The sequence below is a fragment of the Stenotrophomonas rhizophila genome, from assembly GCF_003651185.1.
Taxonomy (GTDB): Bacteria; Pseudomonadota; Gammaproteobacteria; order Xanthomonadales; family Xanthomonadaceae; genus Stenotrophomonas; species Stenotrophomonas maltophilia_Z.
Genome location: NZ_RCDC01000004.1, coordinates 1,598,693 through 1,620,973, shown reverse-complemented (window position 1 = coordinate 1,620,973; position 22,281 = coordinate 1,598,693). Strand labels below are relative to the sequence as shown.

Here is a 22,281-nt window from a genome sequence, read left to right as displayed (position 1 = left end):
AGCCAATGAATGCCGTGGTAAATGCCAATCTCGTCGGGATTACAGGCATCGCTCGCCGTCTTGTTCAGGATGGCGTTTTGGAGGAGGCTGTGGCACGCGACGCCATGGCCAAGGCAGGGGCTGCCAAGCAACCACTGCCGCAGTGGTTTGCTGAAAAGAAGGTTGTCACCAGTGCCCAACTGGCTGCCGCCAACGCGCTTGAGTTCGGCATGCCATTGCTCGATGTGTCTGTGTTCGACAACAGCCAGAACGCCATGGGCTTGGTCAGCGAAGAATTGCTGCGTAAGCACCACGTGCTGCCGCTGTTCAAACGTGGCGGAAAGCTCTTCATCGGCACCAGCAACCCCACCCACTCGCTCGACGAAATCAAGTTCCACACCAACCTGGTGGTAGAGCCGATTCTGGTCGATGAAGATCAGATTCGTCGCACGTTGGAACAGTGGCAGTCCAAACAGGACACGCTGGGCTCGGCGCTCGGCGGCGACGACGAGATGGGGGATCTGGACGTCTCCGCGGGCGACGAAGAAGGCGGCATCAGCGACTCTGGCATCGACGCCAAAGGCGATGACACCCCGGTCGTAAAGTTCGTCAACAAAGTCCTCGTCGACGCCATCCGCAAAGGCGCCTCGGACATCCATTTCGAACCCTACGAAGACGACTACCGCGTACGCCTGCGCATTGATGGTCTGCTCAAGAACGTGGCCAAGGCGCCGGTCAAGCTCAACCAGCGCATCGCCGCACGCCTGAAGGTGATGGCGCAGCTGGATATCGCCGAGAAGCGCGTGCCGCAGGATGGCCGCATCAAGCTCAACCTCTCCAAGACCCGCCAGATCGATTTCCGCGTCAGCACGCTGCCGACCCTGTTCGGCGAGAAGGTGGTGCTGCGTATCCTGGATGGCAGCGCCGCCAAGCTGGGCATCGACAAGCTCGGTTACGAGCCGGCCCAGCAGAAGCTGTTCCTGGATGCGATCCACAAGCCGTACGGCATGGTGCTGGTTACCGGTCCAACCGGTTCGGGTAAGACGGTCTCGCTGTATACCGCGCTGGGCATCCTCAACGATGAAACGCGCAACATCTCCACCGCCGAAGACCCGGTGGAAATCCGCTTGCCCGGCGTCAACCAGGTGCAGCAGAACGTCAAGCGCGGCATGACCTTCGCCGCGGCGCTGCGCTCGTTCCTGCGCCAGGATCCGGACATCATCATGGTCGGCGAAATCCGCGACCTGGAAACGGCGGAGATCGCGATCAAGGCGGCGCAGACGGGCCACATGGTGCTCTCCACGCTGCATACCAACGATGCGCCGCAGACCATCGCGCGCCTGATGAACATGGGCATCGCGCCGTACAACATCACCAGCTCGGTGACGTTGGTGATCGCCCAGCGCCTCGCTCGCCGGCTGTGCAACAACTGCAAGCGTCCGGTGGAACTGCCGGCCAATGCGCTGCTGGCCGAGGGTTTCACCCAGGCGCAGCTGGATGCCGGGATCAAGCTGTTCGAGCCGGTCGGCTGCGATGAGTGCACCGAGGGTTACAAGGGCCGTACCGGTCTGTACCAGGTGATGCCGATGACCGATGAGATCTCGACCATCGTGCTGGCCGGTGGCAATGCGCTGCAGATCGCCGAGGCCGCGCAGCTGGCGGGGGTGAATGACCTGCGCCAATCGGCGCTGATCAAGGCCGCGGCCGGGGTGACCGGTCTGGCGGAGATCAATCGTGTGACCAAGGATTGAGCGGCGTCCGCAGATGAGAAAAGGCCCGCGCAAGCGGGCCTTTTTGTCTCTCTACTCCATGCCGAGCTTTTTCAGCTTGTAGCGCAACGCCCGGAAGGTGATGCCCAGCTGTGCGGCGGTACGCGTCTTGTTCCAGCGGTTTTCTTCCAACGCCTTCTGGATGGCGGTGCGCTCCATCTGTTCGATGTAGGAGGGCAGGGCGCCATTGCCGGCCGGCAGATCGACCACGGCTTCTTCCTGGGTGGGCGGCGCATTGCCGGCGCCGAAGCGTGGGGCGTGCTGGGGCAGGCGCAGGTCGCTGGCACCGATCCGGTCTTCTTCGGCCAGGGCGAGGGCGCGCTCGAGGATGTTCTCCAGTTCGCGCACGTTGCCGGGGAAGTGGTACTGGGCCAGGGCTTCCAGCGCCGAGGGCGCCAGCAGCGGGGTCGGGCGGCCGTGGGTGCGGGCCAGCCGGGCCAGGATCGAGGCGGCCAGCGCGGGCAGGTCGCTGCGGCGTTCGCGCAGGGGCGGCACGCGCAGTTCGATCACGTTGATGCGGTAGTACAGATCGTGGCGGAAGCGGCCGTCTTCGACCAGTTCGCCCAGGTCCTTGTGCGTGGCCGAAAGGATGCGCACGTCCACCGGCACTTCGGTGGCGGCACCGACCGGGCGGATCGATTTCTCCTGGATCGCGCGCAGCAGCTTGACCTGCATCTGCAGGGGCAGCTCGGCCACTTCATCCAGGAACAGGGTGCCGCCATGCGCGGCCTGGAACAGGCCGGGCTTGTCCGCATGCGCGCCGCTGAAGCTGCCCTTCTTGTGCCCGAAGAATTCGCTTTCCATCAGTTCGGACGGGATCGCGCCGCAGTTGACCGGCACGAAGGCGCCGGGCGCGCGCGCGCTCTGCGCGTGGATGGTGCGTGCGACCAGTTCCTTGCCGACGCCGGATTCGCCGAGGATGTAGACCGGTGCCTGGCTCCGCGCGACCTTGCCGATGGTGGCACGCAGCACATCCATCGAGGGCGAATCGCCGAGCAGGCGTGCGGCCTGCTCGGGGGCGAGCGGCGCGGGGGCGGCACGTTCGGTGTTGTTGAGTTCCAGTGCGTGCTTGACCAGGCCGCGCAGCACGGAGATGTCCACCGGCTTGCTGACGAAATCGAAGGCGCCGGCCTTCAGGGCTTCCACCGCCAGATCCATGCTGCCAAACGCGGTGATCATCGCCACCGGCGTGCGCGGGTAATGCTGTGCGATCTCGGTGACCAGCTCGATGCCGTTGCCATCGGGCAGGCGCATGTCGGTGATGCACAGGTCGTACGGATTGCTGGCCAGCAGCTCACGGGCTTCGGCGAGGTTGGCTGCGGTGCTGATGCGCAGGCCCATGCGGCCCAGGGTCAGTACCAGCAGTTCGCGGATGTCACGTTCGTCGTCGACGACGAGGGCGCTGCGGGTGTCATTCATAAGGAAGGAAGATAGCCGAGGGCGGTCGTTGGCGACAAATGTTTGACGGTGGCGTCCGGGTGTGCGCGCGGCTCATCCGGCCATCATCGTGTGGGGGCCGGCCAGTACGAGCCGGAAACAGGCACCGCCGGCGGGCACCGAGACGTATTCCAGCCGTGCCTGGTTGGCACGGCACAGTTCGCGGGCGATATACAGGCCCAGCCCGGTGCCGTGCTCGGAGGTGGTGAAGAACGGGCGGAACAGCTGGCTGGCAACCGTCTCGGGAATGCCCGGGCCGCGGTCCATCACATCGATGATGGCGGTGCGGTCCTGACGCGCCACGCGCAGCCGCACGCGCGCCGGCTCTTCGGCCACGCGGCCGTACTTGAGCGCGTTGTGCACCAGCACGGTAAGGATCTGGTGCAGGTGGCGCGGATCGACCAGGGCGTGCACCGAGGTCTCGCTGATGATCGGCTCCACGCTGTCGGTTTCCAGCGACAGGCCCTGTTTGTACTCCAGCACGAAGCGGCGCACGAACGAGGCCAGATCCACGTTCTCCGGATTGGCACGCTCGCGCCGCGCCAGCCCGAGCACGCTTTCGACGATGCCGTTGGTGCGCTGGCATTGCTGGTTGATGATCTGCAGCAGGCGGCGGTCGGTGTCGCCGATATCGGTGGATTCTTCCAGAAGCTGGGCGGCGTAGTTGATCGCCGCCAGCGGGTTGCGGATCTCATGGGCGAGGCTGGCCGAGAAGCGCCCCATCGCCGAGAGCGTCAAGGACTCGGCACGCCGCGAGACCACGGTGGAGTCATCCAGGAACACGAGGGTGAGGTCGCTGCCGGCCAGCAGGCGGGCAAAGCGTGGCTGCACCTCAGGCTGGTCCGGCGAGAGCTGCAGCGGCATTTCTTCGTTGGTCCAGCCGTTGCGCCAGCGCAGCAGCCGGCGGCTCAGCTCGGGTGAGGCACTGCCCAGTTCCAGCCGGCCGCTGCCACTGTTGCCATCGGCATCGCCGAGCAGGGTGGAGGCAGCTTCGTTGGCCAGGGTGATGCGGTTGGCGCCGTCCACCACGATCACGCCGGTGCGCATGCGGCGGATGATCAGCTCGTTGATCTGGAACAGGTTGGCCACTTCATCGCCGCGCTGGTTGGCCAGCTGCTGGTTCATGCGGGCACGGTTGCCGACCTGGTAGCTGATGAAGGCAATGGCCAGATAGCTGGTGACGAACATGGCCAGCTCGGCCAGGGTACGGGTCGGGTCGCCGCCTTCGAGCTGCTTCCAGATGTACTCGCCGGCGGTGGCGGCGCTGGCGGCAGCGGCCAGGCCCAGCCCCATGCTAAGCGGCAGCAGGGTCGCAGCGGCGGCGATGTTGAACAGCAGCGACATCGAGATGCCTGCGCTGGCCCCGGGCAGGGCATGGGCGAGCAGGGTGGCGGCGATGATGTCGGCGGCCACGCTCCACACCACGATGGTGCGCAGCCAGCGCTCGTTGCGCCCGAACAGCAGCACCAGCACGGCCACCACCAGGTAGCCGCTGGCCACGATGGTCGCCAGCCTGGGGTGGTCAGCGGTGCCGACCAGGCCGCTCAGCGGGCTGAACAGCAGCGCGCCGATGACGGTGGCCATCAGCAGGCGGTACAGCGCGAAGAAATACAGCTCGCGCCGCGGTATCGATTCGATGCGGTCGATCAATGAAGCACTGGGTGACACGCCGGAACTCCCCTTCTGGCATGGGGGCAGTGTAGGGGGTCCGGCCGGGTTTGGGGGCAGGCGGCCGGGGCCGGGCGTGTGAAGGCCGGGCGGTATGCAGGCGCCGGCCAGCTGCGCGGCCATGCCACAGGGGGGCCGGGTGGCGGTTCCCGGCAGCTGCCGCAACTGTCTGAAATTGCGCCGGAAACGGCTCCCCGTGCGTGTCTTGGGACTGACTTCTTTGCGCCCGCGCGCTGGGTCGTCCACAATAGTGGGCCCGCCGCGGTCCTTACCGGCGCCCCCGTGAGGGAGCCTTGGAGATGCGTGCGGTCGTTCCTATTCCCACGGTGACGCATGAATTTCCACGAATACCAGTCAAAACAGCTGCTTGCCGAGTACGGCATTCCCGTTCCGGCCGGCAAGGTCGCGGCTACCCCGGACGAAGCGGTTGAAGCTGCCAACGCCCTGGGCCAGGGCCCCTGGATGGTCAAGGCGCAGATCCACGCTGGCGGCCGCGGCAAGGCTGGCGGCGTCAAGTTCTGCAAGACCACCGACGACGTGAAGGCCGCTGCGGCCAAGATGCTCGGCACCAAGATGGCCACCTACCAGACCGCAGGCGTTGAACTGCCGGTCAACCTGGTGCTGGTGACCACCGCCGGTGAGATCGTCAAGGAACTGTACCTGTCGGTGCTGGTTGACCGTGGCACCAAGACCATCACCTACATCGCTTCTTCGGAAGGCGGCGTGGAGATCGAGCAGGTCGCCGCTGAAACCCCCGAGCTGATCCACTCGCTCAACGTCGATTTCGTTGAAGGCGTGCAGGGTTACCACGGCCGTGATTTCGGCTTCAAGCTGGGCCTGACCGCCAAGCAGGCCGGCCAGTTCGCCAACATCATGGTGAACCTGTACCGCCTGTTCAACGAAAAGGACCTGGCCCTGGTTGAAATCAACCCGCTGGCCATCCTGGACGACGGCAACCTGTACGCGCTGGACGGCAAGTTCGACAGCGACGACAACGCCGCGTTCCGTCAGAAGGCTCTGGTTGCCATGCGCGACAAGACCCAGGAAGACGAAACCGAAGTGACCGCTTCGGAGCTGGACATCAACTACGTCACCATGGACGGCAACATCGGCTGCATGGTCAACGGCGCCGGTCTGGCCATGGCCACCATGGACGTCATCAAGCTCAACGGCGGCGAGCCGGCGAACTTCCTGGACGTGGGCGGCGGTGCGAACAAGCAGCGCGTCATCGAAGCGTTCAAGCTGATCCTGTCCTCGGACAAGGTTGAAGGCATCTTCGTCAACATCTTCGGCGGCATCGTCCGCTGCGACATGATTGCCGAAGGCATCATCGCCGCGGTCAAGGAAGTGGGCGTCAAGGTTCCGGTCGTGGTGCGCCTGGAAGGCACCAACGTGGAAGAAGGCAAGCAGCTGCTGCGTGACAGCGGCATGGCCATCATCCCGGCCGACAACATCAACGACGGTGCCAAGAAGGTCGTCGCTGCTGTCAAAGCCGCCGCCTGATATTCCACGGCATCGGACCGTCGGCAGAATCCTGATGTGCCCCCTTGAGTCAAGGGGGCTGGCGCGTCGCGAAGCGACGTGACGGGGGTTCTGGTGGCATGCAGCGGGCATTGACCGAAGGTCGATGCCGATGCGTCCGGAGCCGGTTCAACAAAATTACGAAGGACTCAACGAAATGTCCGTTTTGATTAACAAGAACACCAAGGTGATCGTGCAGGGCTTCACCGGCCAGCAGGGCACCTTCCACGCCACTCAGATGATCGAGTACGGCACCCAGGTTGTTGGCGGCGTGACCCCCGGCAAGGGCGGCACCACCCACATCGATCTGCCGGTCTTCAACACCGTTGCCGACGCCGTGCAGAGCACCGGCGCCAACGCCTCGGTCATCTACGTGCCGCCGCCGTACGCGGCTGACGCGATCCTGGAAGCGGCTGCTGCCGGCATCCAGGTCATCGTGTGCATCACCGAGGGCATCCCGGTGCTGGACATGCTGCGCGTCAAGAACGTGCTGACCCGCTCGCATCCGGACACCGTGCTGGTCGGTCCGAACTGCCCCGGCGTGATCACCCCGGGCGAGTGCAAGATCGGCATCATGCCGGGCCACATCCACATGCCGGGCAAGATCGGCATCGTGTCGCGCTCGGGCACCCTGACCTATGAAGCGGTCAAGCAGACCACCGAAGTCGGCCTGGGCCAGTCCACCTGCATCGGCATCGGTGGTGACCCGATCAACGGCCTGAACTTCGTCGACTGCCTGAAGCTGTTCAACGAAGATCCGCAGACCCTGGGCATCATCATGGTCGGCGAAATCGGCGGCGACGCTGAAGAAGCCGGTGCCGAGTACATCAAGAACCACGTGAAGAAGCCGGTCGTCGGTTTCATCGCGGGCGCCTCGGCTCCGGCCGGCAAGCGCATGGGCCACGCCGGTGCGATCGCATCGGGCGGCAAGGGCACCGCCGAAGGCAAGTTCGCCGCCATGGAAGCTGCCGGTGTTGTCACCGTCCGCTCGCCGGGCGACCTGGGCGCTGCCATCGCCAAGCTGGTGAAATAAGCCGCCCGCCGCGCAAGCGACGGACGTGCGGTAGAGCCGAGCCATGCTCGGCTGCTCCAAACAGAAAGGCCGCCTCCGGGCGGCCTTTCTGCGTTTCAGGCGATACCCGAAGCGGTAGGTCCCGGCCGCTGGAAGGCAAGCACGCCACGTAGTGCCGGCCGCTGGCCGGCTCCTCATCGTGCTGCCGCCGAATGCGTGGTTGCCGGCCAGCGGCCGGCACTACAATGCGTGTATTGCAACTACAGGCTGGACCCCCATGACGTCGCTCCGCATTGCCCTGGCGCAGTTTGATTTCCCGGTTGGCGCAGTGGCGCAGAACACCGACACCATCATCGCGATGATCGCCGAGGCGCGCGATGAGTACGGTGCCGAGCTGGTGGTGTTCCCCGAGCTGGCGATCAGTGGCTATCCGCCGGAGGACCTGCTGTTGCGGCCGGGCTTCCTGTACGACTGCCAGCAGGCGCTGGAGCGCATCGCGGCGGCGACCACCGGCATCGCGGCGGTGGTCGGTTGGCCACAGGCCGCTGGTGCGGTGGTCTACAACGCGGCCAGCGTGCTGCGCGATGGCAAGGTCGAGCACACCTACCGCAAGCGCGAGCTGCCCAATTACGCGGTGTTCGATGAGCGCCGTTACTTCGATGTCGATCCGGACGGCGGCAGCTGCGTGTTCGAGCTGAAGGGCGTGCCGGTGGGCGTGCTGGTCTGTGAAGACCTGTGGTTCGCCGAACCGCTGGCCGATACCGTCCGTGCCGGCGCGCAGCTGGTGGTGGTGCCCAATGCCTCCCCCTACGAGCGTGGCAAGCATGCCCAGCGCGATGCGCTGCTGGCCGAGCGTACCCGCGAGAGCGGGGCGGCGATCGCCTACCTCAACGTGGTGGGCGGCCAGGACGCGCTGGTGTTCGATGGCGCGTCAGTCGTCGCTGACGGCGATGGCACCGTGCATCCGGCCGCTGCGGCCTTCACCGACCAGTGGCTGGTGGTGGATTACGACGCCGGCACCCGCCGTTTCCTGCCACGCGAGTGGATCGACGACGGCGACGAGAGCATGGATGCACTGGCCTGGCGCGCGGTGACCCGCGGGATCCAGGATTACTGCCGCAAGAACGGCTTCAAGAAGGTCTGGCTGGGCCTCTCCGGCGGCATCGATTCGGCCCTGGTGCTGGCGATGGCGGTGGACGCGCTGGGCGCGGCCAATGTCACCGCGGTGCGGCTGCCCTCGCGCTACACAGCGGACATGTCCAACGACCTGGCGGCCGAGCAGTGCCGCGCGCTGGGCGTGACGCTGGAAGCGGTCTCGATCGAGCCGGTGTTCGAGGGGCTGATGGCCGCGCTCGGCCCGATGTTCGAAGGGCAGGCGGCGGATGTGACGGAAGAGAACCTGCAGTCGCGCAGCCGCGGCGTGATCCTGATGGCGCTCTCCAACAAGTTTGGCGGGCTGCTGCTGACCACCGGCAACAAGAGCGAGTATGCGGTGGGCTACGCGACCATCTACGGCGACATGTGTGGCGGCTACGCCCCGCTCAAGGACCTGTACAAGACGGAGGTGTTCGGGCTCTCCAAGTGGCGCAATACCGTGGGCGGCGCCCCGGTGATCCCGCCGGCGGTGATTTCCCGCCCGCCCTCGGCCGAGCTGCGCGCCAACCAGACCGACCAGGATTCGCTGCCGGCCTACGACGTGCTGGACGGCATCCTGTACCGCTACGTGGACCAGGAGCAGTCGCGCGAGGAGATCGTGGCCGCCGGCTACGCCGCCGAGGTGGTGGACCGTGTGCTGCGCCTGGTGCGCACCAGCGAGTGGAAGCGCCATCAGGCGGCCCCGGGGCCGAAGGTCTCGCGCCGGGCGTTCGGGCGTGAGCGGCGGTACCCGATCAGCAATGGGTACAAGGGGTAGGCGTCGGGCGCTACCGTAATAAAAAAGGCCCCTTTCGGGGCCTTTTTCATTACTTGCGGTTCATCGTGGCGTTGCGTTCACCGGTACTGGCGGACTTCTCGCCGGCAAACGGGTTCAGCTTGCGCACCATCCACGGGTACTTCGGCCACTTGCCCTGCAGCCACGGGTGGTCGGGCTGGTTCAGCTCGAGCACGCGGCGGGCATCGTCGGCCAGGGTCTTGTTGCCCAGGTGGGTGTAGGCCTCGCCCAGGGCGGCCACGGCGTCGTACTGGAACGCGCTCTGCGGGTAGTTCTCCAGCAGGAAGTTGGCGCGGCCAGCGGCCGAGACGTAGGCCTCGCGGCGCAGGTAGTACAGGGCGTTGTCCAGCTCGTACTGGGCGAACACATCGCGCAGGGCGATCATCCGCTGGCGCGCATCGGCGGCGTAGCGGCTGTTCGGGTAGCGCTCGGTGACGATGGTGAAATCGGCATAGGCCTGGCGCGGGCTCGACAGGTCACGGCGGCTCGGGTCCAGCGACCAGACGCGGCGCAGGAAGACCGTGTCGCGGTTGCCGTTGGCCAGGCCACGCAGGTAGTACAGGTAGGCGATGTTGCGGTGGGTCGGGTAGGTACGGATGAAGCGGTCCACGCTGGACACCGCGTCATCGTGCTTGCCGGCCTTGTACTGCGCGTAGGCGCTTTCGATCATGGCCTGTTCGGTATACGGGCCATACGGGTACTGGGCTACCAGGCGGCGGAAGCTGGCTTCGGCACCGCTCCAGTTCCCCCCTTCCATGAGCTTGTGGCTCTTCTCATAGAGCGTTTCGACCGGCAGGCCTTCATCCGGATTCTTGCCCTTGGTACCGCGGTGACAGCCGGTGGCGACGAAGAGCAGCACCAGCATCAGGGCGGCGAGGCGGACGGGCGCGGACAGCATAACGGAGCGTCGGATCATGGGGTCAGGGCGGGACGCGGCTGGAATACGAAGGGTCGATGATAGCCTAGTGGCCTGTCCCGCGACTGAAACTGGTCGCCCGGACCCCAAAATTGTCCCTATTGCGGTGTACCCCCATGTCCGATACCCCTGCTGATTCCGATTCCCCCCGCCAGGCCATCGTGCCCGATACCGCTGCCGGCCGGCGTTTCGACGCCGTCCTGGCCGAGCTCTTCCCCGAATTCTCCCGGTCCAAGCTGACCGAGTGGATCAAGTCCGGCGACGTCCTGCTGGACGGTGACACCGTGCGCGGCCGTGACCCGGTGCGCGGGGGCGAGGTGGCCAGCCTGCATGTCGTTCTCGACACCCAGACCCATGCCGAGCCGGAGGACATCCCGCTGGAGGTCCTGTACGAGGACGAGCATGTCTTCGTGATCAACAAGCCGGTCGGCCTGGTGGTCCACCCCGGCGCGGGCAACCCGACCGGCACCCTGGTCAATGCGCTGCTGTTCCGCGATCCCTCGCTGGCGGTGCTGCCGCGTGCGGGCATCGTGCACCGCCTGGACAAGGACACCAGCGGGGTGATGGTGATCGCCCGTACGATCCAGGCGCAGACCGCGCTGGTCGAGCAGCTCTCCGCGCGTGAAGTGCACCGCCAGTACCTGGCCGTGGTGGTGGGTGCGCTGGTCTCCGGCGGCACCGCCACCGCCGGCATCGACCGCCACCCGCGCGACCGCATCCGCATGGCCGTGCGCGAAGACGGCAAGGAAGCGATCACCCATTACCGCCTGCGCGAGCGTTTCCGTGCGCACACCGCGCTGGAATGCCGCCTGGAAACCGGCCGTACCCACCAGATCCGCGTGCACATGGCGCATCTGCGTCATCCGATCATCGGCGATCAGCTGTATGGCGGCGCGCTGAAACTGCCCAAGGGCGCCAGCGAGGAGCTGGTCGCCGAACTGCGCGGCTTCAAGCGCCAGGCGCTGCACGCTGAAACGCTGGAGTTCGTGCACCCGATCACCGGCGAGAAGATCAGCAACAGCGCGCCGCCGCCGGCCGACATGCAGGCCCTGCTGCACGCCCTGCGCGAAGACAGCAAGCGCTTCGCCGAGCAGGAACGCAACCGCCGCTGATGGACGCCCCCGTGCCCGTGCTGCCCGCCGACTGGCCCGCCCCGACCGGGGTCCATGCGCTGACCACCCTGCGCTATGGCGCGGGCGGTTCCGTGGCGCCGTTCGACCAGTTCAACATGGGCAACCGCTACGCCGCTGACGGGGATGACCCGGCGCAGGTGCAGCGCAACCGCGACCTGCTCGTGCCCGGGTTGGGCCTGCCCTCGGCGCCGCATTGGCTTCGCCAGGTGCATGGCACCGGCGTGCGGCGCTTCACCGCGCCGCCGACGGCCGTTGGCGTCGAGGCCGAACCCACCGCCGATGCGGCGGTGACCTCGGTTCCGGGCGTGGTGCTGGCCATCCTCACCGCTGACTGCCTGCCGGTGGTCTTCGCCGCCCGCGATGGCGGTGAGATCGGGGCCGCCCATGCCGGTTGGCGTGGGCTGGCCGACGGCATGCTGGAGGCCACCGTGGCCGCCATGCAGACCCCGGCCGCGCAGCTGCAGGCATGGCTGGGCCCGGCGGCCGGGCCCGCGCTGTATGAGATCGGCGAGGATGTGTTCGAGGCCTTCGTCGGGCGCGACGAGGGCGCCGCGGCGGCCTTCGTGGCAACCCGGCCGGGGCACTGGAAGGTGGACCTGTACGCGCTGGCCCGCCGGCGCCTGCAATCGGCAGGGCTGGACCCGGCACACATCAGCGGCGGGCAGTACTGCACGCTGGCGGACCCGCAGCGGTTCTATTCGCATCGGCGCGACCGCCGCACCGGGCGCATGGCGACCCTGGCGTGGATCGCGCCCTGACCGTTGGACGGTAGCAGGGAGCCGGCCAGCGGCCGGCACTACCGCATGCGCTCCCCGTAGCCTGGCTGCATCACTCCCGCCATCACCGGTAGTGCCGGCCGCTGGCCGGCATCACCCTTCCAGCGCCTGCAGATACGTCTGCCGCCAATGATTGATGTCGTAGGTGCGCAGGTGATCCATCATCGCCTGCCAGCGCTCCACGCGCTTCTTCAGCGGCATCGTCGCCGCGGTGGCGATGGCGTCCGCCACGCCATCCAGGTCATGCGGATTGACCAGCAGCGCCTGCTTCAACTCATCGGCGGCACCGGCCAGCAATGACAGCACCAGCACGCCCGGGTTCTCCGGGTCCTGCGAGGCCACGTACTCCTTGGCGACCAGGTTCATGCCGTCGCGCAGCGGCGTCACCAGGCCCACCGCCGCTGCCCGGTAGAAGCCGGTGAGCGTGGCATGGGTGAAGTTCTGGTTGACGTAGCGCAGCGGGGTCCAGTCCGGCGCGGCATGCCCGCCGTTGATGTGCCCGGCGATCTGTTCCAGCTGGCTGCGCAGCTGGCGGTACTCGGTGACATCCCCGCGCGAGACCGGGGCGATCTGCAGATAGGTCAACGAGCCGTGCTGGTCCGGATGACGTTCCAGATACCGTTCGAACCCCTGGAAGCGCTCGGGCAGGCCCTTGGAGTAGTCCAGCCGATCCACGCCGATCGCGAGCTGACGATTGCGCAGGCTCCCGCGCAGGTCCTTGACCGCCGGTTTGTTCGCCCCCGCCTTGGCCTGGCGGGAAATGAAGTCGGTATCGATACCGATCGGGAAGGCGGCAGCGCGGAAACGCCGGCCGCCGGGTGCCTCCAGTTCGCCATCGGGCAGCACGCGGCCACCACCGAACAGACGCACATAGGACTGGAATCGGTCCGCATCGCGCTGGGTCTGGAAGCCGACCAGGTCGTAGGCATACAGGCTGGAGAACAGCCGCAGATGGTCCGGCATCGCCTGCAGCAGATCGGCCGAGGGCATCGGCACGTGCAGGAAGAACCCGATCCGGCAGCCGATGCCACGCTCGCGCAGCAGCGAGGCCAGCGGGATCAGGTGATAATCGTGGATCCAGACGATATCGTCTTCGCGCAGCAGCGGCGCGAGCTTCTCGGCGAACAGCGCGTTGACGCGGCGATAGGTCTCGCGCGTGGCGCGGTCGTAGTCGACCAGGTCCAGCCGGAAGTGCAGCAGTGGCCACAGCGTCCGGTTGGCGAAGCCGTTGTAGTAGCCATCCACGTCGCGCTTGTTGAGGTCCATGGTGACGTAGCGGATGTCTCCGTCCACCTGCTCATGCAGGGTGCCGCTGTTGTCGCGCACGGATTTGCCGCTCCAGCCGAACCACAGGCCGCCACGCTCCTTCAGCGCGGCGAGCAGGCCGACCGCCAGGCCGCCGGCGCGGGATTCACCGGGGACGGCCACCCGGTTGGACACGACGACCAGGCGGCTCATGACGCCTCCTGCCAGCTGCGCGACAGGCGCATGGCGGCGGTGATCAGGCCCACGTGCGAATAGGTCTGCGGGAAGTTGCCCCACGCTTCGCCGTTGTCGAACGCCAGATCCTCCGAGAGCAGGCCCAGATGGTTGCGGCGCTCCAGCAGGGTTTCAAACATCTCGCGTGCTTCGTCCAGGCGACCGATCGCGGCGAGCGCGTCGATGTACCAGAACGTGCAGATGGTGAAGCTGGTTTCCGGCTCGCCGAAATCATCCGGCGCGACGTAGCGATACAGCGCGTTGCCGTGCTTGAGATCGCGGCCGATCGCCTCGACCGTGGCGACGAAGCGCGCATCGGTGGCCTCGATGAAGCCGATATCGGCCAGCAGCAGCAACGACGCATCCAGGCGATGGCCGCCGAAGGTATCGGTGAAGTGGCCGAGTGCTTCGCTCCACGAGTCGCGCATGATGCGCGCATGGATGATGTCGGCGCGCTCGCGCCAATAGGTGGCGCGGTCATCCAGTTTCAATCGCACGGCGATCTTGCACAGGCGGTCACACGCGGCCCAGCACATCGCACTGGTGTAGGTGTGCACTTCGGTGCGGCCGCGGAATTCCCACAGCCCGGCATCGGGTACGTCGTGCAGGGTGAAGGCCTGCTCGCCGAGCGGCTCCAGCCGCGCGAAGGTGTGCGCATCGCCCGGGTCCTGCAGGCGGCGATCGAAGAACAGCTGGGTGGAGGCAAGCACCACGCTGCCGTACACATCGTGCTGGCGCTGCACCCAGGCCAGGTTGCCGCGCCGCACCGGGCCCATCCCGCGGTAGCCGGACAGCGACGCGACTTCGGTTTCCTCCAGCTTGGCCTCGAAGCTGATGCCATACAGCGGTTGCAGGCTGCCATCGGCAGTGGCCAGGTTGAAGATGTAGCCCAGGAACTGCTCCATCGTGCGGGTCGCACCGAGGCGGTTGAGCGTACGCACCACGAAGGCGGCATCGCGCAGCCAGCAGTAGCGGTAATCCCAGTTGCGGATGCTGCCGGGCGCTTCCGGAATGGAGGTGGTCATCGCGGCGATGATCGCGCCGCTGTCCTCGTACTGGCACAGCTTCAGCGTGATCGCGCTGCGGATCACCGCGTCCTGCCATTCCAGCGGGATCGACAGATAGCGCACCCATTCGCGCCAGTAGTCGCGCGTGCGCTGGAAGGATTCCTGCACGTAGCCGCTGAGCGAACGGTTCAGCGATTCGTCCACGCCGAGCACCAGGTGCACCGGGTGGTTGAGCACGAACGGCAGGCCATCGCGGACGAAACGCAGCGGCACATCGGTGGTCAGGCGCAGCACATGGTCGGGCAGTACCCAGCGGATGTGGTTGCTGCCCCACGTCGCATCCGGGACGCGGGCACCCCAGTCGGCCAGCGGCCGCGCGCGCACGATGATGCGTGGGTTGCCGGACAGTGGCCGCACTTGGCGGATCAGGCTGACCGGCCGGTAGAAGCGGTCGTTCTGGCGCCAGCGCGGCGCGAAATCGATGATTTCCAGCGCGCCGCCGTGCTTGTCGCGCAGTACCGTGCGCAGGATGGCGGTGTTGGTCAGGTAGCTCTGCTCGCTGTCGACCATGTCCTCCAGCTCGATGCCGAAGTCACCGCCGTCCTGTTGATTGGGGCCGAGCAGGGCGCAGAAGGTCGGGTCGCCGTCGAAGGTCGGCAGGCAGCTCCAGACGACGCGCGCGTGTTTGTCGATCAGCGCGCCGAAGCTGCCATTGCCGACCACGCCCAGATTCAGATCGGGTTCGCTCATGATGCAGGAAGTCTCGTGTCATGCCGCGGCGGCACACCGGTGGGGGAGACCTGCGCGCGGCGTCAGGGGGCCTTGGGGTCAAGGCATCAGTAGGCATTCTCGCGAAGCCAGGCGTGCACGCTGCGTATCGTCGGCAGCGCGAACACCGCATCGCTGGGCTCGCGTGCACCGACCAGCACGCTCCAGCCGTGCAGGTCGTTGGCCGCGCCGAAGCCGAATTCATCGGTGAGGTCATCGCCGACGAACACCGGCATGCGATCGCGGAACGGCGGCTGCAGCATCAGCTGCCGCATCGCACGGCCTTTGTCGCTGCCTTCGGGGAGGAACTCGATGACATGGTCACCGGGCTGCAGCCGGTAGCCGCCATGGCCCCGGATATGCCGTTCAGCGAAGGCACGCACATCGTTGGCGGCGTGCGGTGCCCCGCGCCAGTGCAGGGCCAGGCTGCGGCCTTTGTCCTCCACCAGTACGCCGGGATAGCCATGCGCGAAACGCATCGCCTGCTGGTGCAGGGCATGCAGCCACTCGCTGGTATCGGCGGAAGGATCGCTGCTCTGCGCGCGCTGCTCATGGTTGCGCAGCTCGTGGCCGTGTAGGCCGGCTGCGGGCAGGCTCAAGGGGGCGAAGAGTTTGTCCAGCTGTGCCAGGGGGCGCCCGCTGATCAGCGCGACCGCGCCATCCAGCCGGTCGCTGATGCGCCCGATCGCTTCACGCACATCGGGCAGCAGCGCGACCGACTCGGGGTCGTCCGCGAATTCGATAAGGGTGCCATCCACGTCCAGGAACAGCGCACAGGCATCGTCCAGCAGCGGCGGCGGCGGACGTTGGGGGAAGTCGTTGGCCATGGTGACCAACATGCCAGCGTGGGTGTGATCGTCAGGTCATGGCATCACGCCACGCGTCTTCCCCGTTCACCGCCGGTAGAGCCGACCATGGGTCGGCTGCACCCCCCGTCAGAACGTATACCGCACGCGCCCGTAGTAGTACGCACCATTGCTGCCGATCGGTGATAGCACGTCGTACGGCAGGTTGCCGAAGTAGTAGATGTCGTCGTTGGACAGATCCGAATAGTTGTCGGTCAGGTTCTGCCCACCCAGCGCCACGCTCCACTGCGGGGTGATCTTGTACTCCACTTCGGCATCCAGCTGCCACTCGGCGCCGTAGGTCTGGCGCGGGATGTAGCCATCACCGAAGTTGAACACACGGGTCACGCTGCCGTAGCGGCTCAGGCGGCTGGTGAGCGACCACTGGTCATTGGCCCAGCTGGCGGCCAGCGCGGCGCGGGTGCGCGGGGTGGCATCGGTCAGCGTATTGGTCTCTTCCACGCCGAACAGCACGTAGTCCGGATCCAGCGCGAGCAGGCCCGGTGGCGTGGCGAGCACGTTCTTCAACGTGGTCTTGGTATAGGCGTAGGTGCCGGTCAGTACCAGTTCGCCATCCCCCAGCGACTGCCGCCAGTTGCTCACCAGTTCCGCGCCGCGGGTGCGGGTGTCGGCGGCATTGACGAAGAAGCTGGCGCTCTGCAGGCCGGCCACGCCGAACTGCTGCTGCACGTAGTCGGTCAGCGCATCACCGGTGATGCTTTCCGACAGTGCGATGCGGTCATCGATATCGATCTGGAAGAAGTCCAGCGAGACATCGAAATGTTCACCGATGCGGCTGGTGAAGCCCAGGCTGGTGTTGAGCGACTTCTCCGGCTTCAGATCGCTGGCGCCGAGGCCGCGCGCGATCGGATTGTTGACCGACAGCACGCGGCCCTGCACCAGTTGGCCGGCGGCGTTGTAACCGGTGGAGGTGGATTCGTAGCCGATCTGCGCCAGCGACGGGGCACGGAAGTTGTTGGAGATCGCACCGCGCAGCGCGAAGGCCGGGGTGAATTCATAGCGCAGGCCGAGCTTGCCGGTGAGCTCACCGCCGAAGTCGTCGCTGTGCTCGTAGCGCGCCGCCAGATCGCTGGAGAAATGCTCGCCGAACTGGCTGGACAGGCTGGCGTAGGCGCTGGCCACATCGCGCGACAGCGAGGTGGCATCCTGCGGAGTCAGGCCGCCGCCGGCCTGCGAGCCGGTCGGGCGATCCGTGAACGGGCCGGCAGCATAGCTGCTCGGGTCGCCCGGGCGGGTCTGGTAATGGTCGCGGCGCGCTTCCAGACCCAGGCCCAGGCTGTGGGTGATGCTGTCGCCCTGCGAGAACACGCGGCCGAGGTCGACGTTCGCCACCGTCAGCTCGTTGCGGTAATCACCGGTCTTGAACCGGGTCGGGCTGGTCGGGCCCAGCGAGGCGTTCAGCGAGTTGCGCAGGCGGTAGGTGAACGTGTTGACGCCGTAATCCAGGCTGGCATCGTAGTTCCACTCGCCCCACTGGCCCTTCGCGCCGGCCACGGCCTGCACGTCGCGGTTCTCGCCTTCGGAAATCGGGCGGTAGCCGTTCGGGTAGATCTGCGCCCAGTTGGCGTCGCTGTCCGGGTAGCGGAAGTAGTTCGCGCCTTCGCTGTCGCGCTGGTTGAAGGTGGCGAAGCTGTAGAACGTGGAGGTCTCACCGAACGGCAGCTGCGCGTTGTACCAGGCGTTCAGATCCTTGGTCTTGCCATCGCCAAGCTCGTAGTTGCGCTTGCCTTGCAGGGCCAGGTTGGTCGGGGTCTGGTCCCACGGCGGGATCTGGTCGAAGCCGGCGCGGTTGGTGCCCTCGTGGTTCTTCAGTTCCAGGCCGACACGCAGGAAGCCGCCGTTGTCGCCCAGCGCAGTGCCGACCTTGGCGCTGGCGTAGCTGGTCTGGCCATCGGTGAGGGTGCGGTCGATCGGCTTGAGGTCGGTGTGGTTGGCGCCGAAGCTGGCTTCGAACGCGCCACCTTCCGGGGCGTCATCGAGGATCACGTTGATCACGCCGGCCACCGCATCGGAGCCATACAACGCGCCGGCGCCATCGCGCAGCACCTCGATGCGCTTGATCGCGCTGACCGGGATCGCGTTGAAGTCGACCGGGGTGGTGCCCTTGCCGATCTTGCTGTCGGTGTTGACCAGCGCGCTGCTGTGGCGGCGCTTGCCGTTGACCAGCACCAGCACCTGATCGGGCGAGAGCCCGCGCAGTTGGGCGGCACGGATGTGGTCGGCACCGCCGGAGTTGGACTGGCGCGGGAAGTTGAACGAGGGCAGCAGCGCCTGCAGCGCGCTGCCCAGTTCGCCATTGACCACACCGGCCTTGCGGATGTCCTCGGCGGTGAGCACGTCCACCGGCGAGGTGGATTCCAGCACGGTCCGGTCCACGGCGCGGGTGCCGGTGACGATCACGGTGTCCAGCGTTTTGGCGGTGGTCGGCGCGTCCTGCGCAAGTACGTCCTGGGCCAGCAGGGGGGAGGAGAGGACGAGCGCGATGGCAAGGCCAAGGCGCGACGCGGACGGACGGGACATGCGGACTCCAGCAGAACGACGAGGGGGAGGAACGGGGGGAGGGGGGACGGGTGGTGCGACCCATGGCCGGCACTACCAATCCATCCGGATGAAGCGATATATTATCTTCGCGTGATGTCCCTGTGTGATGCAAGTCCCATCGGGGTGGTTATCAGCAGATAGCCGTTGGCGATCTGCGCCGGACCCGGATGTCCGGCACGCTCCTTCCCCTGCCTGTCCCTGTGTTTCCGGAGAGTTGTCCATGTCGTTCCGCGCCATTCTGTTTGCCCTGGTCCTGGCCACCAGCGGCTGTGCCAGCGCCGCCCCGGCCGCCAAGCCGACCCCGCCCGCCACTGCCACGGCCACCCTGCAGGGCGACGCCGCGCGCCCGGATGCCGCCGCCGGCTGGGTCCGCAGCGAGCTCTATTTCGGCGTGGGCGAAGAAACCGGCGTGGCCGACCGCCCGCAGACCGAGGGCATCAGTGACGCGCAGTGGCGCGCCTTCCTCGACAAGCAAGTCACGCCGCGCTTCCCGGACGGCCTGACCGTGTTCGACGCCTACGGCCAGTGGCTGTTCCGCGGTGCGCCCGAGCCGAACCGCCTGCGCACCAAGGTGCTGGTGGTCCTGCACGAGAACACCCCGCAGCGCCGCGCCGACATCGAAGCGATCCGCCTGGCGTGGAAGCAGGCCACCGGGCACCAGTCGGTGCTGTGGGCGCAGCAGGCGGTTGAAGTATCGTTCTGATCCAGGGCGCCGCCGTGGCGCTGCACGGAGCGATGATGAAACACAGGGATGCGATGCTGGCCGCGCTGGTGATGGGCCTGGCGGTGACGTGCGCGCACGCGCAGGATGCCGACCCGGCCCGGCTTCAGCTCGAGGTGGCTGCCGGCGTGCAGGTGCAGGCGACGCTGCAGGACGACGGCCGCATTGCCGTCGTACTGACACCGTCGGGCAAGCGTCAGGTGCTGCCGGGGGTGACCGACGCGGACGGCAACGCACGGCTGTCCGCCGAGGACGTCGATTTCGATGGCCGCCCGGAGCTGGTCGCGCGCGCCGCGGTCGGCATGGTCAACGAAGCGGTCGCGGTCTACCGCTACGTTCCAGCGCGACAGGAACTGGTGGCGCTGGCGCCCATCCCGAACGACCGCGCGCAATGCGGTGACTTGATGGGTCTGACCGTGGAGGAAGACAACCGCACCCTGAGCAGCAGCTGCCGCAGCGGGCCGATGTGGTACGTGGATCAGTACCGCTACGACGGCGGTCGCCTGTACCTGTACCGCGCCGAGCGCCTGCTGATGCTCGACGATGTACTCGAGCCTTACGTGTTCGTGAAGCAGACCGCCGACAGCGGTCCGCTGGCGGTCTGGACCACCTTCGATTCTGACGGCAACGTGCTGGAGACGGCCATCGGCGATGGCCTGGAGGCACCGCGCGCCGGTTCGCCGCTGCTGCGCGTTTCCGGCCATGTGAGGGTGGCGCGGCTGCCCTTGTACAGCCAGCCCGGTGATGCCACGACCAAGCGGTATCTGGTGCGCGATGACCGCGTGGAACTGCTGGATGAGCGCGATGGGTGGGTGCAGGTGCGTTATGACAATCCCACACGCGGCGCGGTGCTGGGCTGGGTGAACACGCAGCCGTGATCGCGCGCTGCCACGGGTAAACCCACATGAGTGTCACTTGCCCGGGACTAGGCTGACGCTTCCCCCTCGTCGTGGAAGCATGTCATGAGCAAGCGCGTTGCCGAGATCGTGGTTGAAACCCTGCAGGCCGCCGGTGTCCGTCACTGTTACGGCATCGTCGGCGATACCCTCAATTACGTCACCGATGCCATCCACCACAGCGAGATCGAGTGGGTGCACATGCGGCATGAGGAAGTGGCTGCGTTTGCCGCCGGTGCCGAGTCGTTGATCAGCGGGCAGCTCACCGCCTGCGCCGGCTCGTGCGGCCCCGGTGGCCTGCACTTCATCAACGGCGTGTTCGAGACCAACCGCAACCGCGCGCCGATGGTGTTGATCGCCAGCCAGGTGGTCACCGCCGAGCTGGGCATGGAGTTTCCGCAGGAAGTCGATTTCAAGGCGGTGTACAGCAGCTGCAGCGTGTTCTGCGAACAGGTACAGAGCGCCGAGCAGGCGCGCCGCGTGGTGACCCTTGCCTGCCAGGCCGCCATCAGCCGCCGCGGGGTGGCGGTGGTGATCCTGCCCGCCGACATCAGCGAAGCCGAGGTCAAGCACGATGTGCCGTTCTCGGTGCACTACACCCAGCCGGTACTGCGCCCCTCGGACGATGAACTGCAGCGCATCGCCGCGCTGATCGGCGAGGGCAAGCGGATCGGCATCTATGCCGGTGCCGGTTGCGAGCATGCACACGATGCGCTGGTCGCCCTCGGGGCCAGGCTCAAGGCGCCGATCGCGCATACCTCGCGCGCGAAGGATTTCGTGGAGTACGACAACCCGTACAACATGGGCATGACCGGCATCTTCGGCATCGAGTCCGGGTACCACACGCTGATGGCCTGCGACACGTTGCTGCTGCTCGGCGCGGACTTCGCCTGGGGCCAGTACTACCCGGACAAGGCGACCCTCATCCAGGTGGATCGCGATGGCAGCCATCTTGGCCGCCGGCACCCGGTGAACCTCGGCGTGGTGGGCGATATCGGCCCGACCCTGGAGGCGCTGCTGCCGTTGCTGCCCGAGCGCGAGGACCGCAGCTTCCTGGACGAATGCCTGGAGCACCGCGAGAAGGCGCTCGCCACGCGCGCCAAGGAAGAGCAGCCGGGCGAGGGTGAGCTGATCCACCCGCAGCACCTGACCGCGCTGATCGACCGCCACGCTGCGGACGATGCGTTGTTCACCGCCGACGGTGGCTCGCCGATGGTCTGGATCCTGCGCCATATCCGCGTCAATGGCCGCCGCCGCACGCTGACCAGCCTGCTGCACGGCACGATGGCCAACGCGATGCCGCAGGCGCTGGGCCTGCAGAAGGCCTACCCGGGCCGGCAGGTGATCTCGCTGTCCGGTGACGGTGGCCTGGCGATGCTGCTCGGCGATCTGCTCACCGCGGTGCAGGAAAACCTGCCGATCAAGGTGGTGGTCTACAACAACAGCTCGTTGAACTTCGTGGAGCTGGAGCAGAAGGTCGAAGGCCTGCTGGACAACTACACCGACCTGAAGAACCCCGATTTCGGCCGCTTGGCCGAGGTGATCGGCTTCTACGGGCGCACGGTCACCCGCTCGGAAGACCTGGAGCAGGCCGTGCAGGACATCCTGGCCCATCCCGGCCCGGCGCTGCTGGACGTGCACACCAGCCCGACCGAACTGGTGATGCCGCCGCAGGTGGAGGCCAAGCAGGTGGCCGGAACTGCCCTGTACGCGGCCAAGGCGCTGCTGAGCGGGCGGGTCGGGGATGTGAGGGACCTGCTGGCCAACAACTTCCTCAACAAGCCCTGATCCCCACGCGGTCCGGTAATGCCGGCCGCTGGCCGGCATCCTCAGGATGCTCCAGGCAATGGCGGGAGCCGGCC

The 22,281-nt window shown here is 66.8% G+C and carries 16 protein-coding genes; 9 read left to right on the top strand and 7 right to left on the bottom strand.

Annotated elements, in window-relative coordinates:
* Positions 1 to 5: 5 nt before the first annotated feature.
* Positions 6 to 1,730: a type IV-A pilus assembly ATPase PilB gene (gene pilB / locus BCL79_RS07190; RefSeq protein WP_121039249.1), complete on the top strand. Its 1,725-nt coding sequence runs from the start codon at positions 6 to 8 to the stop codon at positions 1,728 to 1,730.
* Positions 1,731 to 1,781: 51 nt separating this feature from the next.
* Here the strand turns inward: pilB and BCL79_RS07185 are convergent, their stop codons facing one another.
* Both BCL79_RS07185 and BCL79_RS07180 read right to left on the bottom strand, forming a co-directional pair.
* Positions 1,782 to 3,167 carry a sigma-54-dependent transcriptional regulator gene (locus BCL79_RS07185; RefSeq protein WP_121039246.1) on the bottom strand — a complete coding sequence of 462 codons (1,386 nt, stop codon included), beginning with the start codon at positions 3,165 to 3,167 and terminating at the stop codon, positions 1,782 to 1,784.
* A 72-nt stretch (positions 3,168 to 3,239) separates the two neighbouring features.
* A complete protein-coding gene (locus tag BCL79_RS07180) occupies positions 3,240 to 4,853 on the bottom strand; it encodes a sensor histidine kinase (RefSeq protein ID WP_121039243.1) in 1,614 nt (537 codons plus the stop codon).
* 333 nt (positions 4,854 to 5,186) lie between these two features.
* Between BCL79_RS07180 and sucC the strand changes: the two genes are divergently transcribed.
* From sucC to BCL79_RS07165, 3 genes are all read left to right on the top strand, one after another.
* Complete coding sequence (gene sucC, locus BCL79_RS07175) at positions 5,187 to 6,356, top strand: ADP-forming succinate--CoA ligase subunit beta (RefSeq protein WP_121039240.1); 1,170 nt, start codon at positions 5,187 to 5,189, stop codon at positions 6,354 to 6,356.
* 175 nt (positions 6,357 to 6,531) lie between these two features.
* A complete protein-coding gene (sucD, locus tag BCL79_RS07170) occupies positions 6,532 to 7,407 on the top strand; it encodes a succinate--CoA ligase subunit alpha (RefSeq protein WP_121039237.1) in 876 nt (291 codons plus the stop codon).
* A 256-nt stretch (positions 7,408 to 7,663) separates the two neighbouring features.
* Complete coding sequence (locus BCL79_RS07165; protein ID WP_121039234.1) at positions 7,664 to 9,298, top strand: NAD+ synthase; 1,635 nt, start codon at positions 7,664 to 7,666, stop codon at positions 9,296 to 9,298.
* A gap of 49 nt (positions 9,299 to 9,347) precedes the next feature.
* Here BCL79_RS07165 and BCL79_RS07160 read toward each other — a convergent pair whose 3' ends face one another.
* Positions 9,348 to 10,232, bottom strand: coding sequence for an outer membrane protein assembly factor BamD (locus BCL79_RS07160; protein ID WP_121039231.1), 885 nt, complete (start codon positions 10,230 to 10,232; stop codon positions 9,348 to 9,350).
* A 116-nt stretch (positions 10,233 to 10,348) separates the two neighbouring features.
* Here BCL79_RS07160 and rluD point away from each other — a divergent pair, with 116 nt between their 5' ends.
* Both rluD and pgeF read left to right on the top strand, forming a co-directional pair.
* Entirely contained in the window at positions 10,349 to 11,344 is a 996-nt protein-coding gene (gene rluD, locus BCL79_RS07155) for a 23S rRNA pseudouridine(1911/1915/1917) synthase RluD (protein ID WP_121039228.1), read from the top strand.
* Positions 11,344 to 12,123, top strand: a complete 780-nt coding sequence (gene pgeF / locus BCL79_RS07150) for a peptidoglycan editing factor PgeF (RefSeq protein ID WP_121039225.1) — start codon at positions 11,344 to 11,346, stop codon at positions 12,121 to 12,123. Before rluD ends, pgeF begins: the two co-directional genes overlap by 1 nt.
* A gap of 111 nt (positions 12,124 to 12,234) precedes the next feature.
* On the opposite strand, the gene otsA is transcribed toward pgeF, so the two are convergent.
* The 4 genes from otsA to BCL79_RS07130 form a co-directional block, all read right to left on the bottom strand.
* Positions 12,235 to 13,599 (bottom strand): alpha,alpha-trehalose-phosphate synthase (UDP-forming), encoded by a 1,365-nt coding sequence (gene otsA / locus BCL79_RS07145; RefSeq protein ID WP_121039222.1) that lies wholly within the window; start codon positions 13,597 to 13,599, stop codon positions 12,235 to 12,237.
* Positions 13,596 to 15,377: a glycoside hydrolase family 15 protein gene (locus BCL79_RS07140; RefSeq protein WP_121039218.1), complete on the bottom strand. Its 1,782-nt coding sequence runs from the start codon at positions 15,375 to 15,377 to the stop codon at positions 13,596 to 13,598. Before BCL79_RS07140 ends, otsA begins: the two co-directional genes overlap by 4 nt.
* An 86-nt stretch (positions 15,378 to 15,463) precedes the next feature.
* Positions 15,464 to 16,222: a trehalose-phosphatase gene (otsB, locus tag BCL79_RS07135; RefSeq protein WP_088433909.1), complete on the bottom strand. Its 759-nt coding sequence runs from the start codon at positions 16,220 to 16,222 to the stop codon at positions 15,464 to 15,466.
* Positions 16,223 to 16,330: 108 nt separating this feature from the next.
* Positions 16,331 to 18,781, bottom strand: a complete 2,451-nt coding sequence (locus tag BCL79_RS07130; RefSeq protein ID WP_121039215.1) for a TonB-dependent receptor plug domain-containing protein — start codon at positions 18,779 to 18,781, stop codon at positions 16,331 to 16,333.
* 241 nt (positions 18,782 to 19,022) lie between these two features.
* On the opposite strand from BCL79_RS07130, the gene BCL79_RS07125 reads away from it, so the two are divergent.
* The 3 genes from BCL79_RS07125 to BCL79_RS07115 all read left to right on the top strand — a co-directional run bounded on the left by BCL79_RS07125 (position 19,023) and on the right by BCL79_RS07115 (position 22,207).
* Positions 19,023 to 19,505 (top strand): DUF3574 domain-containing protein, encoded by a 483-nt coding sequence (locus BCL79_RS07125; RefSeq protein WP_183073694.1) that lies wholly within the window; start codon positions 19,023 to 19,025, stop codon positions 19,503 to 19,505.
* A 35-nt stretch (positions 19,506 to 19,540) separates the two neighbouring features.
* A complete protein-coding gene (locus BCL79_RS07120) occupies positions 19,541 to 20,401 on the top strand; it encodes an XAC2610-related protein (RefSeq protein WP_121039212.1) in 861 nt (286 codons plus the stop codon).
* 84 nt (positions 20,402 to 20,485) lie between these two features.
* A complete protein-coding gene (locus tag BCL79_RS07115; protein WP_121039209.1) occupies positions 20,486 to 22,207 on the top strand; it encodes a thiamine pyrophosphate-dependent enzyme in 1,722 nt (573 codons plus the stop codon).
* Positions 22,208 to 22,281: the final 74 nt, after the last annotated feature.

What these genes read in the sequence shown, in the direction of transcription:
- pilB (WP_121039249.1), top strand. Translation starts at nt 6, where the DNA reads ATGAATGCCGTGGTAAATGCCAATCTCGTCGGGATTACAGGCATCGCT.
- BCL79_RS07185 (WP_121039246.1), bottom strand. Translation starts at nt 3,167, where the DNA reads ATGAATGACACCCGCAGCGCCCTCGTCGTCGACGACGAACGTGACATC.
- sucC (WP_121039240.1), top strand. Translation starts at nt 5,187, where the DNA reads ATGAATTTCCACGAATACCAGTCAAAACAGCTGCTTGCCGAGTACGGC.
- sucD (WP_121039237.1), top strand. Translation starts at nt 6,532, where the DNA reads ATGTCCGTTTTGATTAACAAGAACACCAAGGTGATCGTGCAGGGCTTC.
- BCL79_RS07165 (WP_121039234.1), top strand. Translation starts at nt 7,664, where the DNA reads ATGACGTCGCTCCGCATTGCCCTGGCGCAGTTTGATTTCCCGGTTGGC.
- BCL79_RS07160 (WP_121039231.1), bottom strand. Translation starts at nt 10,232, where the DNA reads ATGATCCGACGCTCCGTTATGCTGTCCGCGCCCGTCCGCCTCGCCGCC.
- rluD (WP_121039228.1), top strand. Translation starts at nt 10,349, where the DNA reads ATGTCCGATACCCCTGCTGATTCCGATTCCCCCCGCCAGGCCATCGTG.
- pgeF (WP_121039225.1), top strand. Translation starts at nt 11,344, where the DNA reads ATGGACGCCCCCGTGCCCGTGCTGCCCGCCGACTGGCCCGCCCCGACC.
- otsA (WP_121039222.1), bottom strand. Translation starts at nt 13,599, where the DNA reads ATGAGCCGCCTGGTCGTCGTGTCCAACCGGGTGGCCGTCCCCGGTGAA.
- BCL79_RS07140 (WP_121039218.1), bottom strand. Translation starts at nt 15,377, where the DNA reads ATGAGCGAACCCGATCTGAATCTGGGCGTGGTCGGCAATGGCAGCTTC.
- otsB (WP_088433909.1), bottom strand. Translation starts at nt 16,222, where the DNA reads ATGGCCAACGACTTCCCCCAACGTCCGCCGCCGCCGCTGCTGGACGAT.
- BCL79_RS07130 (WP_121039215.1), bottom strand. Translation starts at nt 18,781, where the DNA reads ATGTCCCGTCCGTCCGCGTCGCGCCTTGGCCTTGCCATCGCGCTCGTC.
- BCL79_RS07125 (WP_183073694.1), top strand. Translation starts at nt 19,023, where the DNA reads ATGTCGTTCCGCGCCATTCTGTTTGCCCTGGTCCTGGCCACCAGCGGC.
- BCL79_RS07120 (WP_121039212.1), top strand. Translation starts at nt 19,541, where the DNA reads ATGAAACACAGGGATGCGATGCTGGCCGCGCTGGTGATGGGCCTGGCG.
- BCL79_RS07115 (WP_121039209.1), top strand. Translation starts at nt 20,486, where the DNA reads ATGAGCAAGCGCGTTGCCGAGATCGTGGTTGAAACCCTGCAGGCCGCC.